This is a genomic window from Kitasatospora sp. NPDC088134 (assembly GCF_044741705.1).
GTDB lineage: Bacteria > Actinomycetota > Actinomycetes > Streptomycetales > Streptomycetaceae > Kitasatospora.
In genome coordinates this window covers 339,210-359,364 of the sequence record NZ_JBIUTD010000004.1, presented here as the reverse complement: position 1 = coordinate 359,364, position 20,155 = coordinate 339,210, and the positions used below count along the sequence as shown (strand labels likewise).

The 20,155-nt window shown below is 72.3% G+C and carries 15 protein-coding genes; 2 read left to right on the top strand and 13 right to left on the bottom strand.

Going from position 1 to position 20,155, the window contains the following annotated elements; genetic code table 11:
- The first annotated feature begins 27 nt into the window (after positions 1–27).
- Both ACIOHG_RS09525 and ACIOHG_RS09520 read left to right on the top strand, forming a co-directional pair.
- Complete coding sequence (locus tag ACIOHG_RS09525; protein WP_400947481.1) at positions 28–1,185, top strand: ADP-ribosylglycohydrolase family protein; 1,158 nt, start codon at positions 28–30, stop codon at positions 1,183–1,185.
- A gap of 3 nt (positions 1,186–1,188) precedes the next feature.
- The gene (locus ACIOHG_RS09520) at positions 1,189–1,323 is read left to right on the top strand and encodes a hypothetical protein (protein WP_400947479.1); all 135 of its coding nucleotides are present in this window, start codon (positions 1,189–1,191) and stop codon (positions 1,321–1,323) included.
- A 106-nt stretch (positions 1,324–1,429) separates the two neighbouring features.
- On the opposite strand, the gene ACIOHG_RS09515 is transcribed toward ACIOHG_RS09520, so the two are convergent.
- The 13 genes from ACIOHG_RS09515 to ACIOHG_RS09455 form a co-directional block, all read right to left on the bottom strand.
- Positions 1,430–2,425, bottom strand: a complete 996-nt coding sequence (locus ACIOHG_RS09515; RefSeq protein ID WP_400947477.1) for an ADP-ribosylglycohydrolase family protein — start codon at positions 2,423–2,425, stop codon at positions 1,430–1,432.
- A gap of 27 nt (positions 2,426–2,452) precedes the next feature.
- Complete coding sequence (locus ACIOHG_RS09510; protein ID WP_400947475.1) at positions 2,453–3,664, bottom strand: cytochrome P450; 1,212 nt, start codon at positions 3,662–3,664, stop codon at positions 2,453–2,455.
- Positions 3,665–3,776: 112 nt separating this feature from the next.
- Entirely contained in the window at positions 3,777–4,526 is a 750-nt protein-coding gene (locus tag ACIOHG_RS09505; RefSeq protein ID WP_400947473.1) for an SIR2 family NAD-dependent protein deacylase, read from the bottom strand.
- Positions 4,523–5,101 carry a hypothetical protein gene (locus tag ACIOHG_RS09500; protein ID WP_400947470.1) on the bottom strand — a complete coding sequence of 193 codons (579 nt, stop codon included), beginning with the start codon at positions 5,099–5,101 and terminating at the stop codon, positions 4,523–4,525. The genes ACIOHG_RS09505 and ACIOHG_RS09500 overlap by 4 nt, the downstream gene beginning before the upstream one ends.
- Positions 5,102–5,211: 110 nt before the next feature.
- The gene (locus ACIOHG_RS09495) at positions 5,212–5,886 is read right to left on the bottom strand and encodes a response regulator (RefSeq protein ID WP_400947467.1); all 675 of its coding nucleotides are present in this window, start codon (positions 5,884–5,886) and stop codon (positions 5,212–5,214) included.
- Between the two features lie 14 nt (positions 5,887–5,900).
- Positions 5,901–7,061 carry a sensor histidine kinase gene (locus ACIOHG_RS09490; RefSeq protein WP_400947464.1) on the bottom strand — a complete coding sequence of 387 codons (1,161 nt, stop codon included), beginning with the start codon at positions 7,059–7,061 and terminating at the stop codon, positions 5,901–5,903.
- Positions 7,062–7,196: 135 nt separating this feature from the next.
- Positions 7,197–8,651, bottom strand: coding sequence for a WGR domain-containing protein (locus ACIOHG_RS09485; RefSeq protein ID WP_400947462.1), 1,455 nt, complete (start codon positions 8,649–8,651; stop codon positions 7,197–7,199).
- Between the two features lie 123 nt (positions 8,652–8,774).
- Positions 8,775–9,449, bottom strand: a complete 675-nt coding sequence (locus ACIOHG_RS09480) for a DUF4097 family beta strand repeat-containing protein (RefSeq protein ID WP_400947459.1) — start codon at positions 9,447–9,449, stop codon at positions 8,775–8,777.
- 363 nt (positions 9,450–9,812) lie between these two features.
- Entirely contained in the window at positions 9,813–13,706 is a 3,894-nt protein-coding gene (locus ACIOHG_RS09475; protein ID WP_400947457.1) for a DNA-directed RNA polymerase subunit beta', read from the bottom strand.
- Positions 13,707–13,810: 104 nt separating this feature from the next.
- On the bottom strand, positions 13,811–17,284 hold the full coding sequence (gene rpoB / locus ACIOHG_RS09470) for a DNA-directed RNA polymerase subunit beta (RefSeq protein WP_400947455.1): 3,474 nt from the start codon (positions 17,282–17,284) through the stop codon (positions 13,811–13,813).
- Positions 17,285–17,913: 629 nt separating this feature from the next.
- Positions 17,914–18,297 carry a 50S ribosomal protein L7/L12 gene (rplL, locus tag ACIOHG_RS09465; protein WP_400947453.1) on the bottom strand — a complete coding sequence of 128 codons (384 nt, stop codon included), beginning with the start codon at positions 18,295–18,297 and terminating at the stop codon, positions 17,914–17,916.
- A gap of 83 nt (positions 18,298–18,380) precedes the next feature.
- Positions 18,381–18,935, bottom strand: coding sequence for a 50S ribosomal protein L10 (rplJ, locus tag ACIOHG_RS09460; RefSeq protein ID WP_014136320.1), 555 nt, complete (start codon positions 18,933–18,935; stop codon positions 18,381–18,383).
- Between the two features lie 292 nt (positions 18,936–19,227).
- Positions 19,228–20,034, bottom strand: a complete 807-nt coding sequence (locus tag ACIOHG_RS09455) for a hypothetical protein (protein ID WP_400947450.1) — start codon at positions 20,032–20,034, stop codon at positions 19,228–19,230.
- Positions 20,035–20,155 lie beyond the last annotated feature (121 nt).

Genomic DNA, 20,155 nt, shown 5'->3' with positions numbered 1-20,155 from the left:
GAGCGTCGGCGGGACAGGGAGGACGGCATGGAGTTCACGGAGCGGGTGCGCGGGTCGCTGCTGGGCGGGGCGCTGGGCGACGCGCTGGGTTGGCCGATCGAGTTCCTGCAGCTGCCGCAGATCGAGGAGCGGTACGGCCCGGCCGGGCTGGCCGACCTGGCGGACGCCGGGCGCGGCGGGGAGGTCACCGACGACACCCAGATGACGCTGTTCACGGCGGAGGGTCTGCTGCGCGGCGGCCGCCCGGAGGACCTGCACGCCGCGTACGCGCGCTGGTTCCTGACCCAGCGGCTGCCCGGGCCGCCCCGGGACGCGGACGGCTGGCTGGCCCGGCAGGAGTTCCTGTACGCCTCGCGGGCGCCGGGCGGCGCCTGCATGTCGGGCGTGGCGACGGCCTACCGGCCGGCCGCCCCGTTCGGGCAGGAGGGGCCGGTGAACCCGCACTCGAAGGGCTGCGGGACGGTGATGCGCTCGGCGCCGTTCGGCCTGCTCGGGCTGGGTCCGCAGGAGGCGTTCCGGCGGGCGGCGGTGGCGGCGCAGCTGACGCACGGCCACCCGACGGGCTACCTGGCGGCGGGCGCGTTCGCGGCGCTGGTCGACCGGGTGGCGGCCGGGGTGCCGCTGCCGGCGGCGGTGGACGCGGTGCTGGCGCAGGTCGAGGCGGAGCCGTCCGGCGAGGAGACCGCGGCGGCGCTGCGCCGGGCGGTGCGGGTGGCCGGGGAGGGCCCGGGTTCGGCGGCGGGCGTGGAGCGGGTCGGGCTGGGCTGGATCGCCGAGGAGTGCCTGGCGGTCGCGGTCTACGCGGCGCTGGCGGCCCCGGACGCCCGGACGGCGCTGGTGCTGTCGGTGAACCACTCGGGCGACAGCGACTCGACGGGCGCGGTGTGCGGCAACCTGGTCGGCGCGCTGTACGGCGCGGCGGGGCTGCCGGCGGACTGGTGCGCGCTGGTGGAGGGCCGCGAGGTGCTGCTGCGGGTCGCGGACGACCTGGTGGCGTTCGCCCGGGGCGACCTGGCGGCGCTGGGCGACCGGTACCCGGTGGCCGGGGCCCCGGCCACCGCTCCGGCGCCGGCCGCGGCTCCGGTCCAGGAAACGCAGCCGGAACCGGTCGTCCACCGCGCCGCCGCGCCGGTCGCGCCCGCGGACCCGGCGACCGGCCGGACCCGGTTCCGCCAGCGCGACTGAACGGTGGCGCGGCGGACGACCACTGACGCGGCGTCGATCACGGAGAACGCCGAGAGCGCCGAGAACGCCGAGGGCAAGCAGCGGGTGCCCCTGCTCGCCCCGCGCCCGCAGACCCTCCGGGCCGGTCAGCCGCCCTGACGGACCCTCGGCCCCGGCGGGTACCGAAGGCGAGCAGCTCGTCGCGGCACTCGCTCCGCGCCCGCGCACCCGACGGGCCGGGCACCGGTCGGCCGCCGGCGCCGTGTCAGTCCCAGAGCGCGCCGAGGGCGAGCAGCTCGTCGCGGTACTCGATCCGCTCGATCCAGTCCTGCGGCCAGGCGCCCTCGCCGTGCCGGGCGCCCGCGAACGCGCCCGCCAGGCAGGCCAGCGAGTCGGAGTCGCCGGAGGAGACGGCGGCCCGGCGGACGGCGGCGACCGGGTCGTCGGGGAAGAGCAGGAAGCAGAGCAGCGCGGTGGCGAAGGCTTCCTCGGCGACCCAGCCCGCGCCGGTGCGCTCGCACGGGTCGGCGTCGTGCTCGCGGGCGGCGAGGGCGGCGTCGAGCCGGTCGAGGGCGCGCAGGCTCTCCTGCCAGCCGCGGGCGATGAACTCCTCCGGGGAGCCGAAGTGGTCCCGGGAGGCGAGGTCGCCGAGCCAGAACTCGTCGTAGCGGGTGCGCTGCGCCTCGGCGTGGGCGCGCAGCCGGGCCGGGAGGTCGGCGGGGTCGGCGCCTTGGGCGAGCCAGCGGACGGTGAAGGCGGTGAGCTCGCTGGCGGCGAGCGCGGTGGGGTGCCCGTGGGTGAGGCCGGACTGCAGCTGGGCGGCGCCGGCGACCTGACGGTCCGTCAGCTCGCGGACCAGGCCGAGCGGGGCGACCCGCATGTTGGCGCCGCAGCCCTTGGAGCCGATGTCGCTGGCGTCCTGCCAGGGCCGGCCGGTGGAGAGCCGGAAGCAGGAGCGCAGGCAGGTCATGCCGGGGGCGCGGTTGTTGCTCGGCGAGCGCCACCACTCGACGAACTCCGCGCGCAGCGGCACTTCGAAGCGCAGCGGGACGAGCGGGCCCTCGGCGAGGGCGTCGCGCAGCGCGCGGGCCAGCGCCAGCGTCATCTGGGTGTCGTCGGTGACCTGGGCCTTCTTCGGGAGCGGGAGCTGCCGCCAGTCGGCGTGCAGCAGCCCGATCTCGGCCATGGTCATGAATTCGGTGCGCTTGCCGAGCGCGTCCCCGATCGCCAGCCCCAGCATCGCCCCGGTGGCCCGCCCCATGGTGTGCTCCCCCTTCTTCCGGATCTCTCAGACCTCGACCAGCAGTTCCTCCAGCCCGCGGATCACGTAGCCGGGGCGCCACTCGGGTTCGCGGACCAGCCGGAGCCCGGGGGCCCGGCGGAGCAGTGCGCCGTAGGACTCGGTGAGCTCCAGTCTGGCAAGCGGGGCGCCGAGACAGAAGTGGATTCCGGCGCCGAAGGTGAGGTGCGGGTTGTCGGTGCGGCCGAGGTCGAGCCGGTCGGGGTCGGCGAAGCGGGCGGGGTCGCGGTTGGCGGAGCCGAACAGCAGGGCCACCTCGGCGCCGCGCGGGATGCGGGTCCCGGCCACCTCGATGTCGTCCAGCACCCAGCGTTCGAACATCTGCAGCGGGGTGTCGTACCGCATCAACTCCTCGACGGCGGTGGGGAGCAGGGCGTCGACGTCGGCGCGCAGCCGGGCGAGTTCGCGGGGGTGGCGGAGCAGGGCGAGCCAGCCGTTGCCGGTGGTGTTGACGGTGGCCTCGTGGCCGGCGTTCAGCAGCAGGACGCAGGTGGAGACGGTCTCCTGCTCGCTGAGCACCTGGCCGTCCTCGGCGGCGGCGACCAGCGCGCTGATCAGGTCGGGGCCGGGTTCGGCGCGCCGACGGCGGATCAACTCCCGCAGGTAGGACGAGAATTCGAGGCTGGCGGTGACGGCCCGGCGGGCGGTCTCCGCGCTCGGGTTCAGTTCGAACATGCCGGTGATGTCGGCGGACCAGGGCCGCAGCTGGTGCCGGTCGGACTCGGGGATGCCGAGCATCTCGGCGATCACGGCGACCGGCAGCGGTTCGGCGACCCGGGCGATCAGGTCGCCGCCGCCGTCGGCGAGCAGCCCGTCGACGAGTCCGCCGGCCAGTCGGCGGACGGCGGGGCGGAGCGCCTCGACCGTCCGCGGGGTGAAGGCCTTGGAGACCAGCCGCCGGATCCGGGTGTGGTCGGGGCCCTCCAGGTCGAGCAGGCCGTGGTCGTTGAGGGTGTGGAAGGGCTCGTGCGCGGGGTCGGGCGCGGGGCGGCCGAACTCCTCGTGGGTGAACCGGTGGGTGTGGGTGCGGCCGAGGCGGCGGTCGCGGAGCAGGGCGCTGACGTCCGCGTGCCGGGAGACCAGCCACTGGCCGGTCGGCGCGCAGTACTGGACCGGCGCCGACTCGCGCAGGGCGGCGTACGCGGGGTACGGGTCGGCGACGAAGGCGGGCGACCAGGGGTCGAAGGCGGCGGTCGGCATGCGGCGGGCTCCCTTGCTCCTCGGGCCGCCATGCTATGCGGCGGGTGCGCCGCCCGGCCGCCGCGCGACTGCTGGGCGGCGGCCGGGCGGCCCGAGGAGCGGGAGCGGGTGGTCAGAGCGCGGCGAGGTCGCCGTCGACCAGGCGGCGGACCAGCTTCGGCAGCGCCTGCGAGATCGGTTCGCGGATCACCTCGGCGGCCTCCGCGTCGTAGGGCGTCGGCTCGCCGTTGACGACGATCAGCCGGGCGCCGTGCTCGACGGCGATCCGCGGCAGCAGCGCGGCGGGCCGCACCTGCAGCGAGCTGCCGACGGCCAGGAAGACCTGGCAGGCCTTGGCGATCGCGTCGGCCTGGGCGAGCACCCGCTCGTCCAGCGCCTCGCCGAACATCACGGTGCGCGGGCGCAGCACGGCGCCGCACTGCTCGCAGGCCGGGTCGTCCTCGCCGGCGGCGACCCGGTCCAGGGCGGCGGCCATCGGTCCGACCTCCCGGCAGCGGACGCACTGCACCTCGGTGGCGGTGCCGTGCAGCTCGACCACCTTGCGGGCGGACAGGCCGGCCGCCTGGTGCAGGCCGTCGACGTTCTGGGTCAGCACCCGGACGGGCACCCCGGCCCGTTCGAGGTCGGCCAGCGCGCGGTGCCCGGCGTTCGGCTCGGCGGCGAGCGCGCCGGCGTCCCGCCGCATCAGCCAGGCCCGGCGGCGCACCTCGGTGCTGGCCAGGTACGGCTGGAGGGTGACCAGTTCCTGCGCGCTCGGGTCGCGCTGCCAAAGTCCTTGCGGGCCGCGGTAGTCGGGGATGCCCGAGTCCGTCGAGATGCCCGCCCCCGTCAACACCGCCACCAGTGGGCGCTTCTCGTTCATGCCCGGGACGGTACGGCCCGCAGGCCCTGGCGGCCACTCCTTATCAGCGGCAGGAACGCCACCAGGTACAGCGCGGCGCCGACGGAGAGGAAGTCCAGCGAGGCGCCCATCAGCAGGGTACCGGCCAGCACCAGCACCGGGCTCCACCAGGGGGCGGCGCGGCGGGCCACCAGCCGGACCAGCAGGGCGATCAGGCCGAGGTAGAGGAACAGCGGGACGACGGTGTACACCAGCGGCAGCACGCCCGGCACGGCCTGGACCCGGTCGAACAGTTCGGACTTCCGGGCGGCGTCCTCGGCGACGGCGCCGACGTACAGGTCGATCGCGGTCTGCGCGAGGCCGGCCGCGGTGCCGGCCCACCCGACGGCCAGCCAGCCGGTGCCCCAGGCCCCGGGGCCGCCGAGCCGGCGCAGTTCGGCCAGGCCGCGGCCCATCAGCAGCAGGCCGCCGAGCAGCGCGAGGTGCCCGAGCATCCAGCCCGCGCCGACCCCGCGCGAGCCCGGCAGCAGCCGCACCGCCCCGTAGACCGCCAGCAGTGCCGTCGACCAGCCCAACGCCCGACGTCCCGTCACCATCGCCCAACCCCCTGTGCAGAAGCCCTTCTTGGCGTCTCCACCCTCCCGCGCCGGGGCGCCGGGCGCCTCCCCCGCGCCGGTGATCCCGGCGCCTCCCTCCGCCGGGGGACTCACTCCCCCGCGGTGACCGCCCCGGCCTCGTAGGCGAAGACCACGGCGTGCACCCGGTCGCGCAGGCCGAGCTTCTGCAGCAGGTTGCTGACGTGCGTCTTGACGGTGTGTTCGCTGACCACCAGGGCGGCGGCGATCTCGGCGTTGGACATGCCGCGGGCGACCAGCCGCAGCGTCTCCGCCTCGCGGGCGGTGAGCGACTCCAGCAGCCGGGCGAGCGGGCGGGGGACGGCCGGGGCACCACCGCTCTTGCGGGCGGTGACCTCGCCGATCACCCGGCGGGTGACGGAGGGCGCGAGCAGCGCCTCGCCGGAGTGCACCACCCGGACGGCGTGCACCAGGTCGTCGCGGCGGACGTCCTTGAGCAGGAAGCCGCTGGCCCCGGCGTACAGCGCGTCGAAGACGTAGTCGTCGACGTCGAAGGTGGTCAGCATGACGACCTTGCAGCCGGGGTGCTCGGCGCAGACCCGGCGGGCCGCCGCCAGGCCGTCCATGACGGGCATCCGGACGTCGAGCAGCAGCACGTCGGGGGCGTGCGCGCGGACGGCGTCCAGGGCCTGCTGCCCGTCGCCGGCCTCGGCCACCACCTCGATGTCGGGCTGGGCGTCCAGGATCATGCCGAAGCCGGCCCGGACCAGTTCCTGGTCGTCGGCGATCACCACGCGGATGGTCAACTCGGGTTCCTCCCTCAGGCGTGGAGCGGCAGCACGGCCGCCACCAGGTAGCCGGGCCGGTCCGGCCGGGGGCCGGTCTCGGCGGTGCCGCCGCAGGCCGCGGCGCGTTCGCGGATGGAGAGCAGGCCGCGGCCGCCGGAGCGGCCGTCGATGCCGGCCCCGGCGGGGGCGGGCGCCGGTCCGGCGCCGTCGTCGGCGACCTCGACGGCCAGCCGGTCGCCGCGGACGGCGACCCGGACGGTGACGTGCCGGGCCCCGGCGTGCTTGACCACGTTGGTGAGCGCCTCCTGGACGATCCGGTACGCGGCGGCCTGCACCTCGGCGGGCCCGGCCTCGGCGATCTCGGCGTCGACCGCCACCCCGGAGTCGCGGACCCGCTGCAGCACCCCGGCGAGCTCGGCCAGCCGGGGCTGCGGGGCGAGCGCGGGCGCGGCGTCGTCCTGCTTCAACACGCCCAGCACGCGCCGGAGTTGGACCATGGCGTCGCGCCCGGAGTCGGCGATCGCGTCGAACGCCCGGATCGCCCGCTCGGGGTCGCGGTGCACCACCAGCGGCCCGGCCTCGGCCTGCACCACCATCAGCGAGACGGCGTGGGCCAGGATGTCGTGCATCTCGCGGGCGATCCGGGCCCGCTCCTCGGCGACCGCGCGGGCCGCGTCGCTGGCCGCGCGCAGCCCGGCCTGCCGGGCCCGCTCGGCCTCCACCCCGGCGAGTCGGCGCAACTCCCGCACCAGGGAGCCGAACACGAAGCTGCCCACCGAGACCAGCAGGCTGAACAGCGCCCCGCCGAAGGAGTGGGTGCCGAAGATGTTGCCGAACACGGCGAAGCCCAGCAGCAGGGCGCGCTGCCAGTCCCGGCCGCGGTCGGCCAGGGTGTAGATGGCGATCACCATGGTGACCTGCACCTGCGGCATGGCGAAGTGCGCGACCACCGAGAGGGTCGCCACCGGCACCGTGCAGGCCAGCATCACCGCCCAGGGCGCCCGCCGCCGCCACCACAGCGGCAGCGCCCCGGCGAGCGCCAACGCGTAGGCCCACCACTGGCGTTCGGCCTCGTACGGGTCGGTGTGCACGCCCCACAGCGCGACGCCGACCGCGACCGCCAGCAGCAGCCCGTCCACCGCCCAGGGCCGGGCCCTCCCCCAGGCCAGCAGGCCGTCCGTCCATCTCCCCATGCCGGGCATCCTCTCGCACCGCTCGCTCCGCCGTCGGCCGAGGTCCGGCCGCCGTCCGGCCGCTGCGGCGCGCGCCCGGGAACGCCGCAGGGGGCGCCCCCGGCCGGGAGCGCCCCCTGACGGTCCGTCAGCGCGTCACAGCAGCCGCTTGATCTCGCCGCGGGCCCGGTAGAACCCGCCGGACGCGGAGGCGTGCACCTCGGCGACCAGGTAGCGGGCGCCCGCGATCCGGACGTCCTTCGGGAACTGCACCCGCATCGCCGAGTCGTAGCCGGGCGACACCACCCGGACCCGGAGCCGGCCGTTCTCGGCCACGCACTCGACCTCGACGCCGGACCCGGAGGCCACCGCGGCGACGCTGACCGTCTCCAGCTCGGTGCTCGCCGCCACCCGCTCCACGTGCGCACCGCTCACCTCGGCGGTGGTGGGCAGGGTGCCCTGCTCGGCGGCCTGCACGGCGCCCTGGGAGGCGTCCAGGCAGGCCAGCGAGCCGTCGGTGGTGACCAGGTACAGCCGCCCGTCGCGGTACTGCATGCTGTAGGCGGAGCCGCAGCCGGTGCCGAGCTTCCACAGCCGGGTGCCGTCGGCGGCGAAGCAGTAGACGGACGAGTGGTTGTCGCCCGCGAACACGAACTCCCCGTCGGGGGAGGCCGCGCAGGAGAACACCGAGGCGTCGCACTTGTACGCGGCGACCTCGGCGCCGTCGGACTTGCGCAGCCGGTGCACCCAGCCCTGCGAGGTGCCGGCGAACACCTCGTCCCGCTCCTGCCAGCCGAACAGCACGCCGCCCTTGGTGCGGGTGTGCCACAGCTGGTCGCCGCCGCGCTTGGCGTACCGGGCCACACCGGCCGACCAGCCGTGGTAGACCGCGTCGGCGTCGCAGCGCACCATCCAGCCGGAGGAGCCCTGCGCGTTGCGCCGCCACTGGAACTCGTCCTCGTGGTCGACGGTGGTCAGGCCGCCGCGCTCGTCGGCGACGCCGAGCACGCCGTCGTGGATGTCGAGCCAGTAGATGTCGACGTCCTGGGCGATCTCGTACGCCACCCGCGGGACCTTGCCGCCGAGGTCGTACACCTTGCCGTCGTCGCAGCCCGCGTAGATCCACCAGTCGTCGGCGACGATGCACTTGACGCCGTCCGGCAGGCCGAACCGGCCGGTGACCTGCCCGTCGGTGGTCAGGGTGTAGACGTCGCCCTTCTCGTTGCCCACCCAGGCGTGCTCCTCGCCGACGTACACGCCGAAGGCGGGCGAGCCGGAGCGGAAGCGCCACAGCAGCGGGGCCTGGTGGGCGGTGGAGCGGGTCGAGGTGATCTGCCGGCGGGTCACCGCACGGCGCTGGCGCACCCCCTGGACGGCCGGCGCGTAGCCCTTGCGGACCTTCTCGCCGATCTTCTTCGCCGCGGTGGCGGCGGCCTTCTCGGGGCTCGGGCAGACCGTGGTCTTGGTGGTGCCGGGCTCGCCGATCCGGCCGTAGCGGAGGGTCAGCTCGGCGCCCCGGACGGTCACCTCGTAGAACTTGTGGGCACTTCCCTGGTCCTCGGAGAGCTCCAGGTAGGTCACCTGCGGATCCGCGGAAACGGTGGCAGACATCGGCCGACGCCCCTTTCGGGCACAGACTTCGGGGGGGGTGCCGACGGGGTCTCGCCGCCTGTCGACACCGCTCAATCTACGGCCCCTCACCGACAGTTGGCGATCAGCCCGGGGCCCTCCCGGTCAGCCGGCGGTCACCTTCAGACCGCCGCTGCCGACCCGGGCGACCAGCACGTGCGGCGCCCCGGCGGCGGACGGCACCGTCACGTCGGTCCCGCCGCTGTCCGCGTGCGCGTCCACCTGGTACTGCACCCCGGCCGGGACCTTCAGCTTCAGCCCGCCGGAGCCGGTCGAGACCTCCGCCCGGTCCGGCGCCTCGGCGAAGCCCGCGTCCAGCCCGCCCGAGCCGACCGACAGCCGGACGCTGCGGGCCCGCAGCCCGTCGGCGTCGATGCCGCCGGAGTCCACCTTCGCCTCGATCTCGCCCGCCATGTCGTGCACCCGGACGCCGCCGCTGCCCTCGGTCAGCCGCAGCTTCGTCCCGGCCGGCACCCGCACCTGGTAGCCCATCCCGCAGTCGGGGCCGGAGCAGCTGTACGACAGCTTGAGCACGCCGTCCGCCAGGCTGTGGGCGCCCTGCGGCTCCGTGTCGCTCCAGCTCCGCTTCTCCACCACCTGCACCGGCCCGTCCCCGGCCCGCACCTCGATCCCGCCCGAGTCCCCCGTCACGACCAGCTCGGTGACCTGCCCCGGCACCTCGTACGACACCGTCCGGTGCTGCTGCTCCCACGCCCCGCAGCCCACCGCCCCCACCAGCAGCAGCCCCACGACCGCCACCGCCCCCACCGTCCGCCTCACCGCGGCCTCCCCTCGTTCGACTGCCCCCAGTCTCCCGCCGCCGCACCCCCGCCCACCTCCCTCCCGGGAGTGGTTCCGCACCCTCCTCCCCCAGGGGGATCCCCTAGGGCCTGTCTTCGAACCCCCGCCTGCCCCACGGCGCCCGGCACGCGCCCTCCTTGCCCGCCCTCGGGCAGGAGGGGCCCGCTCGCCGCACCGGCCGAAAACCCGAGTACACCCAGTACGAGGGCTTCCGGCCGGCACGCCGAGAGCACGCACCGGACACCGCAGGGCCGCGCCGGGGGTTCGAAGACAGGCCCTAGGTGAAACGCCGCAGGGCGGCCACCCCGAGTGGGGTGACCGCCCTGCGGTTCAGCCGATCGCTCAGCCGGTGTACGGACCGTAGTCGTAGTCGTCCAGCGGGACGGCCTGACCGGAGCCCGCGCCGAACGGCGACAGGTCGTAGTCGTCGTAGCCGACGGCCGAGTACATCGCGGCCTTGGCCTCCTCGGTCGGCTCGACCCGGATGTTGCGGTAGCGGGGCAGACCCGTACCGGCCGGGATGAGCTTACCGAGGATGACGTTCTCCTTGAGGCCCAGCAGCGGGTCCGACTTGGCGTGGATCGCCGCGTCGGTGAGCACCCGGGTCGTCTCCTGGAAGGAGGCGGCCGACAGCCAGGACTCGGTGGCCAGCGAGGCCTTGGTGATACCCATCAGCTGCGGACGGCCGGAGGCGGGGTGGCCGCCCTCGGAGACCACGCGACGGTTCTCCTGCTCGAAGCGGCCGCGCTCGACCAGCTCGCCCGGCAGCAGCTCGGCGTCGCCCGACTCGATGATCGTCACGCGGCGGAGCATCTGCCGGATGATGATCTCGATGTGCTTGTCGTGGATCGACACACCCTGCGAGTTGTAGACCTTCTGGACCTCGGCGACCAGGTGGATCTGGACGGCCCGCTGGCCCATGATGCGCAGCACGTCGTGCGGGTTGGTGGCACCGACGGTCAGCTTCTGGCCGACCTCGACCGCCTCGCCCTCGCTGACCAGCAGCTTGACGCGCTTGGAGACCGGGTAGGCGATCTCGTCCGAGCCGTCGTCGGGGGTGACGACGACCTTGCGGGTCTTCTCGGTGTCCTCGATCCGGACCCGGCCGGCCGCCTCCGAGATCGGGGCCACACCCTTGGGGGTGCGGGCCTCGAAGAGCTCGACGACACGCGGCAGACCCTGGGTGATGTCGTCACCGGCCACACCACCGGTGTGGAAGGTACGCATGGTCAGCTGGGTGCCGGGCTCACCGATGGACTGGGCGGCGATGATGCCGACCGCCTCGCCGATGTCGACCAGCTTGCCGGTGGCCAGCGAGCGGCCGTAGCAGAAGGCACAGGTACCGACCGCGGACTCGCAGGTCAGGATCGAGCGGACCTTGACCTCGCTCACGCCGTTCCGGATCAGCTCGTCCATCAGGACGTCGCCGAGGTCGGTGTTGGCGGTGGCGATCAGCTTGCCGTCGACGGTGATGTCCTCGGCGAGCATGCGGGCGTAGACGCTGGTCTCGACGTCGTCGGCCTTGCGCAGCACGCCGTCCGCGCCGACCGAGCCGATCGACAGCTTGAGGCCGCGCTCGGTGCCGCAGTCCTCCTCGCGGATGATCACGTCCTGCGAGACGTCCACCAGACGACGGGTCAGGTAACCCGAGTCGGCGGTGCGCAGCGCGGTGTCGGCCAGACCCTTACGGGCACCGTGGGTGGAGATGAAGTACTCCAGCACGGACAGGCCCTCACGGAACGAGGCCTTGATGGGACGCGCGATGGTCTCGTTCTTCGCGTTCGACACCAGACCACGCATACCGGCGATCTGACGCATCTGCATCATGTTTCCGCGCGCGCCCGAGTCGACCATCATGAAGATGGGGTTCGTCTTCGGGAAATTCGCGGCCATCGCGTCGGCGACCTCGTTGGTCGCGCGGGTCCAGATGCCGATCAGCTCGGACTTGCGCTCGTTGTCGGTGATCAGACCGCGCTCGTACTGACGCTGGACCTTCTCCGCCTGCGCCTCGTAACCCTCCAGGATGGCGGGCTTGGTCGGCGGGACGATGACGTCCGAGATCGAGACGGTGACACCGGAACGGGTCGACCAGTGGAAGCCGGCCGCCTTCAGGTTGTCGAGCGCCGCGGCGACGACGACCTTCGGGTAGCGCTCGGCGAGGTCGTTGACGATCGCCGAGAGCTGCTTCTTGCCGATCTCGTAGTCGACGAACGGGTAGTCCTCGGGCAGCAGCTCGTTGAAGAGCGCGCGGCCCAGGGTGGTGGTGATCCGGAACGGCTCGCCCTCGTGCCAGGTCGGCTGCCCGTCCTCGTCCACCGGCGGGACCCAGCCGCGCGGCGGCACGGTACCGGCCGCCATGCGCAGGTCGATCGGGGCCTGGACGTCCAGCTCGCGGGCGTCGAAGGCCATGATCGCCTCGGCGGTCGAGGAGAAGGAACGGCCCTTGCCCTTGACCTCCTCGCGGTCCGAGGTGAGGAAGAACAGGCCCAGCACCATGTCCTGGGTCGGCATGGTGACGGGGCGGCCGTCGGCCGGCTTCAGGATGTTGTTCGAGGACAGCATCAGGATGCGGGCCTCGGCCTGCGCCTCCGCGGACAGCGGCAGGTGCACGGCCATCTGGTCGCCGTCGAAGTCCGCGTTGAACGCGGTGCAGACGAGCGGGTGGATCTGGATGGCCTTGCCCTCGACCAGCTGCGGCTCGAAGGCCTGGATGCCGAGGCGGTGCAGGGTGGGCGCACGGTTCAGCAGCACCGGGTGCTCGGCGATGACCTCTTCGAGGACGTCCCACACCACGGGGCGGGCGCGCTCGACCATGCGCTTGGCCGACTTGATGTTCTGCGCGTGGTTCAGGTCGACCAGGCGCTTCATCACGAACGGCTTGAAGAGCTCCAGCGCCATGGCCTTCGGCAGGCCGCACTGGTGCAGCTTGAGCTGCGGGCCGACGACGATGACCGAACGGGCCGAGTAGTCGACGCGCTTGCCGAGCAGGTTCTGGCGGAAACGACCCTGCTTGCCCTTGAGCATGTCGGACAGCGACTTCAGCGGACGGTTGCCGGGGCCCGTGACCGGGCGGCCGCGGCGGCCGTTGTCGAAGAGCGCGTCGACGGCCTCCTGGAGCATGCGCTTCTCGTTGTTCACGATGATCTCGGGCGCGCCGAGGTCGAGAAGCCGCTTCAGGCGGTTGTTGCGGTTGATCACGCGGCGGTACAGGTCGTTCAGGTCGGAGGTGGCGAAGCGGCCACCGTCGAGCTGGACCATCGGGCGCAGGTCCGGCGGGATCACCGGGACGCAGTCGAGCACCATGCCCTTGGGCTTGTTGCTGGTCTGCAGGAAGGCGGAGACGACCTTGAGGCGCTTGAGCGCGCGGGTCTTCTTCTGGCCCTTGCCGGTGCGGATGATCTCGCGGAGGCGCTCGGCCTCCTCCGCCAGGTCGAAGGACTCCAGGCGGTCCTTGAGGGCCGCGGCGCCCATCGAGCCGGAGAAGTAGGTGCCGAAGCGGTCGCGCAGCTCGCGGTAGAGCAGCTCGTCGCCCTCCAGGTCCTGGACCTTGAGGTTCTTGAAGCGGGCCCAGACCTCGTCCAGGCGGTCGATCTCGCGCTGGGTGCGGTCGCGCAGCTGCTTCATCTCGCGCTCGGCGCCCTCGCGCACCTTGCGGCGGACGTCGGCCTTGGCGCCCTCGGCCTCCAGCTCGGCCAGGTCGGACTCGGCCTTCTTGGCCCGGGCCTCCAGGTCGGCGTCGCGCCGGTTCTCGATCTGCTGGCGCTCGACCGAGACGTGCGCCTCCAGGGACGGCAGGTCGCGCTGGCGGCGCTCGTCGTCGACCCAGGTGATCATGTAGGCGGCGAAGTAGATGACCTTTTCGAGGTCCTTCGGCGCCAGGTCCAGCAGGTAGCCCAGGCGCGACGGGACGCCCTTGAAGTACCAGATGTGGGTGACGGGGGCGGCCAGCTCGATGTGGCCCATCCGCTCGCGGCGCACCTTGGCGCGGGTCACCTCGACGCCGCAGCGCTCACAGATGATGCCCTTGAAGCGGACGCGCTTGTACTTGCCGCAGTAGCACTCCCAGTCCCGGGTCGGGCCGAAGATCTTCTCGCAGAAGAGGCCGTCCTTCTCGGGCTTCAGGGTGCGGTAGTTGATGGTCTCCGGCTTCTTGACCTCGCCGTGCGACCACTGGCGGATGTCGTCGGCGGTGGCCAGGCCGATGCGGAGCTCGTCGAAGAAGTTGACGTCAAGCACTGGTCGTCAAGCCCTCTTTCGTGATTCGAGAGTCTGTCTGTTGGTCTGAGGGGGGCCTGGGGGCTGGGCCGGCTGCCTCGCGGGGGCAGCCGGCCCGGCCTCCGTCAGACCTCTTCGACGCTGCTCGGCTCGCGCCGGGACAGGTCGATGCCGAGCTCCTCGGCCGCGCGGAACACGTCCTCGTCGGAGTCGCGCAGCTCGATGTTGGAGCCGTCCGAGGACAGCACCTCCACGTTGAGGCAGAGCGACTGCATTTCCTTGATGAGGACCTTGAAGGACTCGGGAATGCCGGGTTCGGGGATGTTCTCGCCCTTGACGATCGCCTCGTAGACCTTCACGCGGCCGAGCACGTCGTCGGACTTGATGGTGAGCAGCTCCTGCAGCGCGTACGCGGCGCCGTAGGCCTCCAGCGCCCACACCTCCATCTCGCCGAAGCGCTGGCCACCGAACTGCGCCTTACCACCGAGCGGCTGCTGGGTGATCATCGAGTACGGGCCGGTCGAGCGGGCGTGCAGCTTGTCGTCGACCAGGTGGTGGAGCTTGAGGATGTACATGTAGCCGACCGAGACCGGCATCGGGAACGGCTCGCCGGAGCGGCCGTCGAACAGCCGGGCCTTGCCGGTGGAGTTCACCAGGCGCTCACCGTCACGGGTGAGGGTGGTGTTGTCCAGCAGGCCGGTGATCTCGTCCTCGCGGGCGCCGTCGAAGACCGGGGTGGCCAGGTTGGTGCCGCCCTCGACCTTGTCCGCGCCGATCGCCTGCAGGCGCTGGGCCCACTCGTCGGCGAGGCCGGAGACGTCCCAGCCCTGCTGGGCGAGCCAGCCGAGGTGGATCTCCAGGACCTGTCCCGGGTTCATTCGGGACGGGACGCCGAGCGGGTTCAGGATGATGTCGACCGGGGTGCCGTCCTCCAGGAACGGCATGTCCTCGACCGGCAGGATCTTGGAGATGACGCCCTTGTTGCCGTGGCGGCCGGCCAGCTTGTCACCGTTGGTGATCTTGCGCTTCTGGGCGACGTAGACGCGGACCAGCTGGTTCACGCCGGGGGGGAGCTCGTCCCCCTCCTCGCGGTCGAAGACGCGGACGCCGATGACCTTGCCGGACTCGCCGTGCGGCACCTTCAGCGAGGTGTCGCGGACCTCACGGGCCTTCTCACCGAAGATCGCGCGGAGCAGGCGCTCCTCCGGGGTCAGCTCGGTCTCGCCCTTGGGCGTGACCTTGCCGACCAGGATGTCGCCGGTGACGACGTCGGCGCCGATCCGGATGATGCCGCGCTCGTCGAGGTCGGCGAGGACCTCCTCGGAGACGTTCGGGATGTCCCGGGTGATCTCCTCGGGGCCCAGCTTGGTGTCGCGGGCGTCGACCTCGTGCTCCTCGATGTGGATCGAGGAGAGGACGTCGTCCTGCACGAGGCGCTGCGACAGGATGATCGCGTCCTCGTAGTTGTGGCCCTCCCAGGACATGAACGCCACCAGGAGGTTCTTGCCGAGCGCCATCTCGCCCTGGTCGGTGCACGGGCCGTCGGCCAGCACCTGGCCGGCCTCGACCCGGGCGCCCTCGTCCACCAGCACCTTCTGGTTGAAGGCGGTGCCCTGGTTGGAGCGGGTGAACTTGGCGGCCCGGTAGGTGTTGTACGTGCCGTCGTCGTTGGCGACGGTGACGTAGTCGGCCGAGACCTCCTGCACCACGCCGGCCTTGTCGGCGGTGATGACGTCCGCGGCGTCGACGGCGCAGCGGTACTCCATGCCGGTGCCGACCAGCGGCGCCTCGCTGCGGAGCAGCGGGACGGCCTGGCGCATCATGTTCGAGCCCATCAGCGCGCGGTTGGCGTCGTCGTGCTCGAGGAAGGGGATCATGGCGGTCGCGACCGACACCATCTGGCGCGGCGAGACGTCCATGTAGTCGATCTCGGTGCCGGGGATGTAGTCGATCTCGCCGCCGCGGCGGCGGACCAGGACGCGCGGCTCGGCGAAGGTCAGCTCCGCGGTGAGCGGGGCGTTGGCCTGCGCGATGACGTAGCGGTCCTCCTCGTCGGCGGTCAGGTAGTCCACCGACTCGGTGACCACGCCGTCGACGACCTTGCGGTACGGGGTCTCGATGAAGCCGAACGCGTTGACCCGGCCGTACGAGGCCAGCGAGCCGATCAGACCGATGTTCGGGCCTTCGGGGGTCTCGATCGGACACATCCGGCCGTAGTGCGAGGGGTGCACGTCACGGACCTCGAAGCCGGCCCGCTCGCGGGACAGACCACCGGGGCCGAGCGCGGACAGCCGGCGCTTGTGGGTCAGGCCCGACAGCGGGTTCGTCTGGTCCATGAACTGCGACAGCTGGCTGGTGCCGAAGAACTCCTTGATGGAGGCGACGACCGGCCGGATGTTGATCAGGGTCTGCGGCGTGATCGCCTCGACGTCCTGGGTGGTCATCCGCTCGCGGACCACGCGCTCCATGCGGGCAAGGCCGGTGCGGACCTGGTTCTGGATCAGCTCGCCGACGTTGCGCAGGCGGCGGTTGCCGAAGTGGTCGATGTCGTCGACCTCGATGACGATGTCGCGGCCCTCGTCATCGCGCCACTCGGTCTCGCCGGCGTGCAGCTTCACCAGGTACTTGATGGTGTTGATGATGTCCGGCTCGGTGAGCACGCCGGAGTCCAGCGACTCGGCGTTGCCGAGCTTCCGGTTCACCTTGTAGCGGCCGACCTTGGCGAGGTCGTAGCGCTTCGGGTTGAAGTACAGGTTCTCCAGCAGCGTCTGCGCGGCCTCGCGGGTCGGCGGCTCGCCCGGGCGCAGCTTGCGGTAGATGTCGAGCAGCGCGTCGTCCTGGCCCTGGGTGTGGTCCTTCTCCAGGGTGGCGCGCATGGACTCGTACTCGCCGAACTCCTCGAGGATCATCTCGGTGGTCCAGCCGAGCGCCTTGAGCAGCACGGTGACGGACTGCTTGCGCTTGCGGTCGATGCGGACACCGACCATGTCGCGCTTGTCGATCTCCATCTCCAGCCAGGCGCCGCGGGAGGGGATGATCTTGGCGGAGTAGATGTCCTTGTCGGACACCTTGTCCAGGGTGGAGTCGAAGTAGACGCCCGGGGAGCGCACCAGCTGGGACACGACGACACGCTCGGTGCCGTTGATGATGAACGTGCCCTTGTTGGTCATGAGCGGGAAGTCGCCCATGAACACGGTCTGGGACTTGATCTCACCGGTCTCGTTGTTGGTGAACTCCGCGGTGACGAAGAGCGGGGCCGCGAAGGTGAAGTCGCGGTCCTTGCACTCGTCGATGGAGTTCTTCGGCGGCTCGAAACGGTGGTCCCGGAAGGTCAGGGACATCGACCCGCTGAAGTCCTCGATCGGGGAGATCTCTTCGAAGATCTCCTCCAGACCGGACTTGGTGGGGACGTCCTGACCGCTCTCCAGGGCAGCCTCGACCCGGGACTTCCAGGCCGCGTTCCCGAGCAGCCAGTCAAAGCTCTCGGTCTGCAGGGCCAGGAGGTTCGGGACCTCGAGGGGCTCCTTGATCTTCGCGAAGGAGACGCGGAGCGGGGCGGTGGAATTGGCGTTGTTCGAGGCGTTGCGCGGCGCGGCCAAGAGGGGGGTCCTTCCGAGGGCTCGGAGCTCACTACGCGCATACCGTCCGGGCCTTGGCCGAGGCGGAAAACCCCAGGTCAGGACAGGGATCGCTCCGGGCGACGAGTCACGGAGCGACTAATAGGCAGCGCAAAGGGACAGTGTAGCCAAAGGCGACACTGCTAGCAAGCCCTGATTCGGAGACCGAATCGGACGCTCCTCCCGTACATCCGACAACCCGGGCAGTGATCCCTCACCGGCCGGGCCGTCACACCTCGTCTGCGTCACCGGGAACCTTCCCAGTGCCGGCCCCGAATATGCATCGGGGACCGTTCCGCTTGGGGCACGCGCCTAGAGAATCGCGCGCCTCGTGCTGCTCGTCAAGGCCCGCACCAGGGTGTGGACCTCGTACTGCCCATCGTCCGGGACGGCGCTCGCGTTACACCCGACCCGCGCCCGGGGGCTGGACGAATGCGATCACCCTACCCCCGGGCACCGACAAGCTCCGAGCCCCGCGTGGGCCATCGGAGGGCATCCGGGGGGCCGTCCGGGGGTTCTTCGGCCCGGCCCGGAACCGAAAACAGCCGGGCCGGCCACCCCGAAGGGTGGCCGGCCCGGCCGGAAGAGAACCTCTCAGCGAGAGGAACGAGTCACTTGACGGTGACCTTGGCGCCGGCGCCCTCGAGCTGGGCCTTCGCCTTCTCGGCGACGTCCTTGGCGACCTTCTCCAGAACCTTCGCACCGGCGGTGTCGACGAGGTCCTTGGCCTCCTTCAGGCCGAGGGAGGTGAGGGCGCGCACCTCCTTGATGACCTGGATCTTCTTGTCGCCGGCACCGTCGAGGATGACGTCGAACTCGTCCTGCTCCTCGACAGCCTCGGGGGCAGCGCCCTGAGCGGCAACGCCGGCAACGGCGACCGGGGCGGCGGCGGTGACGTCGAACTTGTCCTCGAACGCCTTCACGAACTCGGAGAGCTCGATCAGGGTCATGCCCTCGAACTGCTCGAGCAGGTCCTCGGTGCTGAGCTTCGCCATGATTGGCGTCCTTCCACTAATTCGGCAGGTGCCGGATGTACGGGTTGGCGGGCGTACGTGCGGGCCCGCTGGGACGGGAGTGGTTACTCCGCGTCCTCGGCGGGAGCCGGAGTACCGGCACCGCCCTGCTCGACCTTCTCGCGCAGCGCCTCGACGGTGCGAACGAGCTTGGACGGGAGCGCCTGGAACACGGCGGCAGCCTGGGAGGGCTTGGCCTTCAGGGCACCCGCCAGCTTGGCGAGCAGCACCTCGCGGGACTCGAGGTCCGCGAGCTTCTTGATCTCATCGGCGGACAGCGCCTTACCGTCAAGGACACCGCCCTTGATGATGAGAGCAGGGTTCTCCTTGGCGAAGTCACGCAGAGCCTTCGCCGACTCCACCGGGTCACCGGTGACGAAGGCGACAGCCGTCGGACCGGCGAACAGGTCGTCAAGCTCGGAGATCCCGGCCTCATTGGCCGCGATCTTGGTCAGCGTGTTCTTCACCACGGCGTAATCGGCGTTGCCGCCGAGCGAGCGACGCAGCGTCTTCAGCTGCTTCACCGTGAGACCGCGGTACTCGGTCAGAACGGCGGCGCTGGAGGCACGGAACTTGTCCGTGATCTCGGCGACGTCGGCAGCCTTGTCGGGCCTGGCCATAGGCTTACGCCTCCTTCCGTGATGTCGAAGTCGGGCCGACCTTCGAGAAGTCGACCATTCAACGCCGCGGACCCCGGAAGCGAAAAAGCCCCGGCGCGCAGGCGCACGGGGCTTGCAACGACCTCGACGAACCGGAACGGTCCGGAGATCTTCACTGCTCCACAACCTGCGCGGGCGATGCGCACCAGGTGCGAATCCTTCGGTGCCGTCCACCCTTGCGGGCCCACGGCGACAACCAGCGGTCTTTGGCTCGGCCAGCGTAGCCGGGCCGGACCGGTTTGACCAAATCGGGTTACGGGAAGGCGGGCGGGCTGGCCGATCCGGCGTCCGCGGTGTCGGCCTCGGCCGGGGCCTGGACGGAGAGCGCGGAGCTGCCGTACTCGGCGTACGAGACGGTGTCCACCTCGGCTGCGGCACGCCGGAGTTGGACCAGCTGGTCGCGGTCGTTGAGCCAGAGGTCGAGCACCACCTCGCCGGGGCCGAGCGCGCTCTCCAGGGCCTGTCGGCGCGCCGGGTCGAGCTGGGTCTGCGCGGCCGCGTACCGGGCGGCGGTCAGCGTCACCCGGTAGTGCGCGGCGGTGCCGTCGAGCAGCTTCTCCTCGCCGAGCGGCACCGGGTCGCTCGCGGCGACCGCGGCGGTGACGGCCACCACCGGGCTGAGCCGGTCGATCAGCGCGGCGTACGGGGTCCGGCCGCCGGCGAACTTCTGCCAGTGCGGGCCGCCCAGCCGCAGCGCACTGGCCTGGTCGCCGCCCAGGTAGGCGGAGGTGTCCAGCACCATCAGCAGCCGGGCGTCCAGGTCGGACTGGTACTTGAGCACCGTCTTGGGGGCCCAGAACAGCGCGCCCCGGGCCCGGTCCTCGCCCAGCACGGCCCGGAACTCGGCCCGCCGGGCGTCGTGCAGCGCCAGCTGCGCGGAGAGCAGCACCCCGTGCGGGGAGCGGTCGGTGGGGCTGGGCTGCGGGCTGGAGGGCGCGACGCCGGCGGTGGCGGTGGCCGCCGGGTCCGGCGCGGGGGCGGAGCCGGTGCAGCCGGTGGCCGCGCCGCCCAGCAGGACGGCGGCCAGCAGGGCCGCGGCCCATCGCGCCGGTGCCGCCATCGGTCCCTCCTCCTGCCGCCGTCGCCCGCGTCCGCTCCCCCACCATGCCATGCGGCCCGCGCCGCCCGGGGAGCGACCCCGGGCGGCGCGGGCCGGACGGCGCGGGCCGGACGGCGCGGGC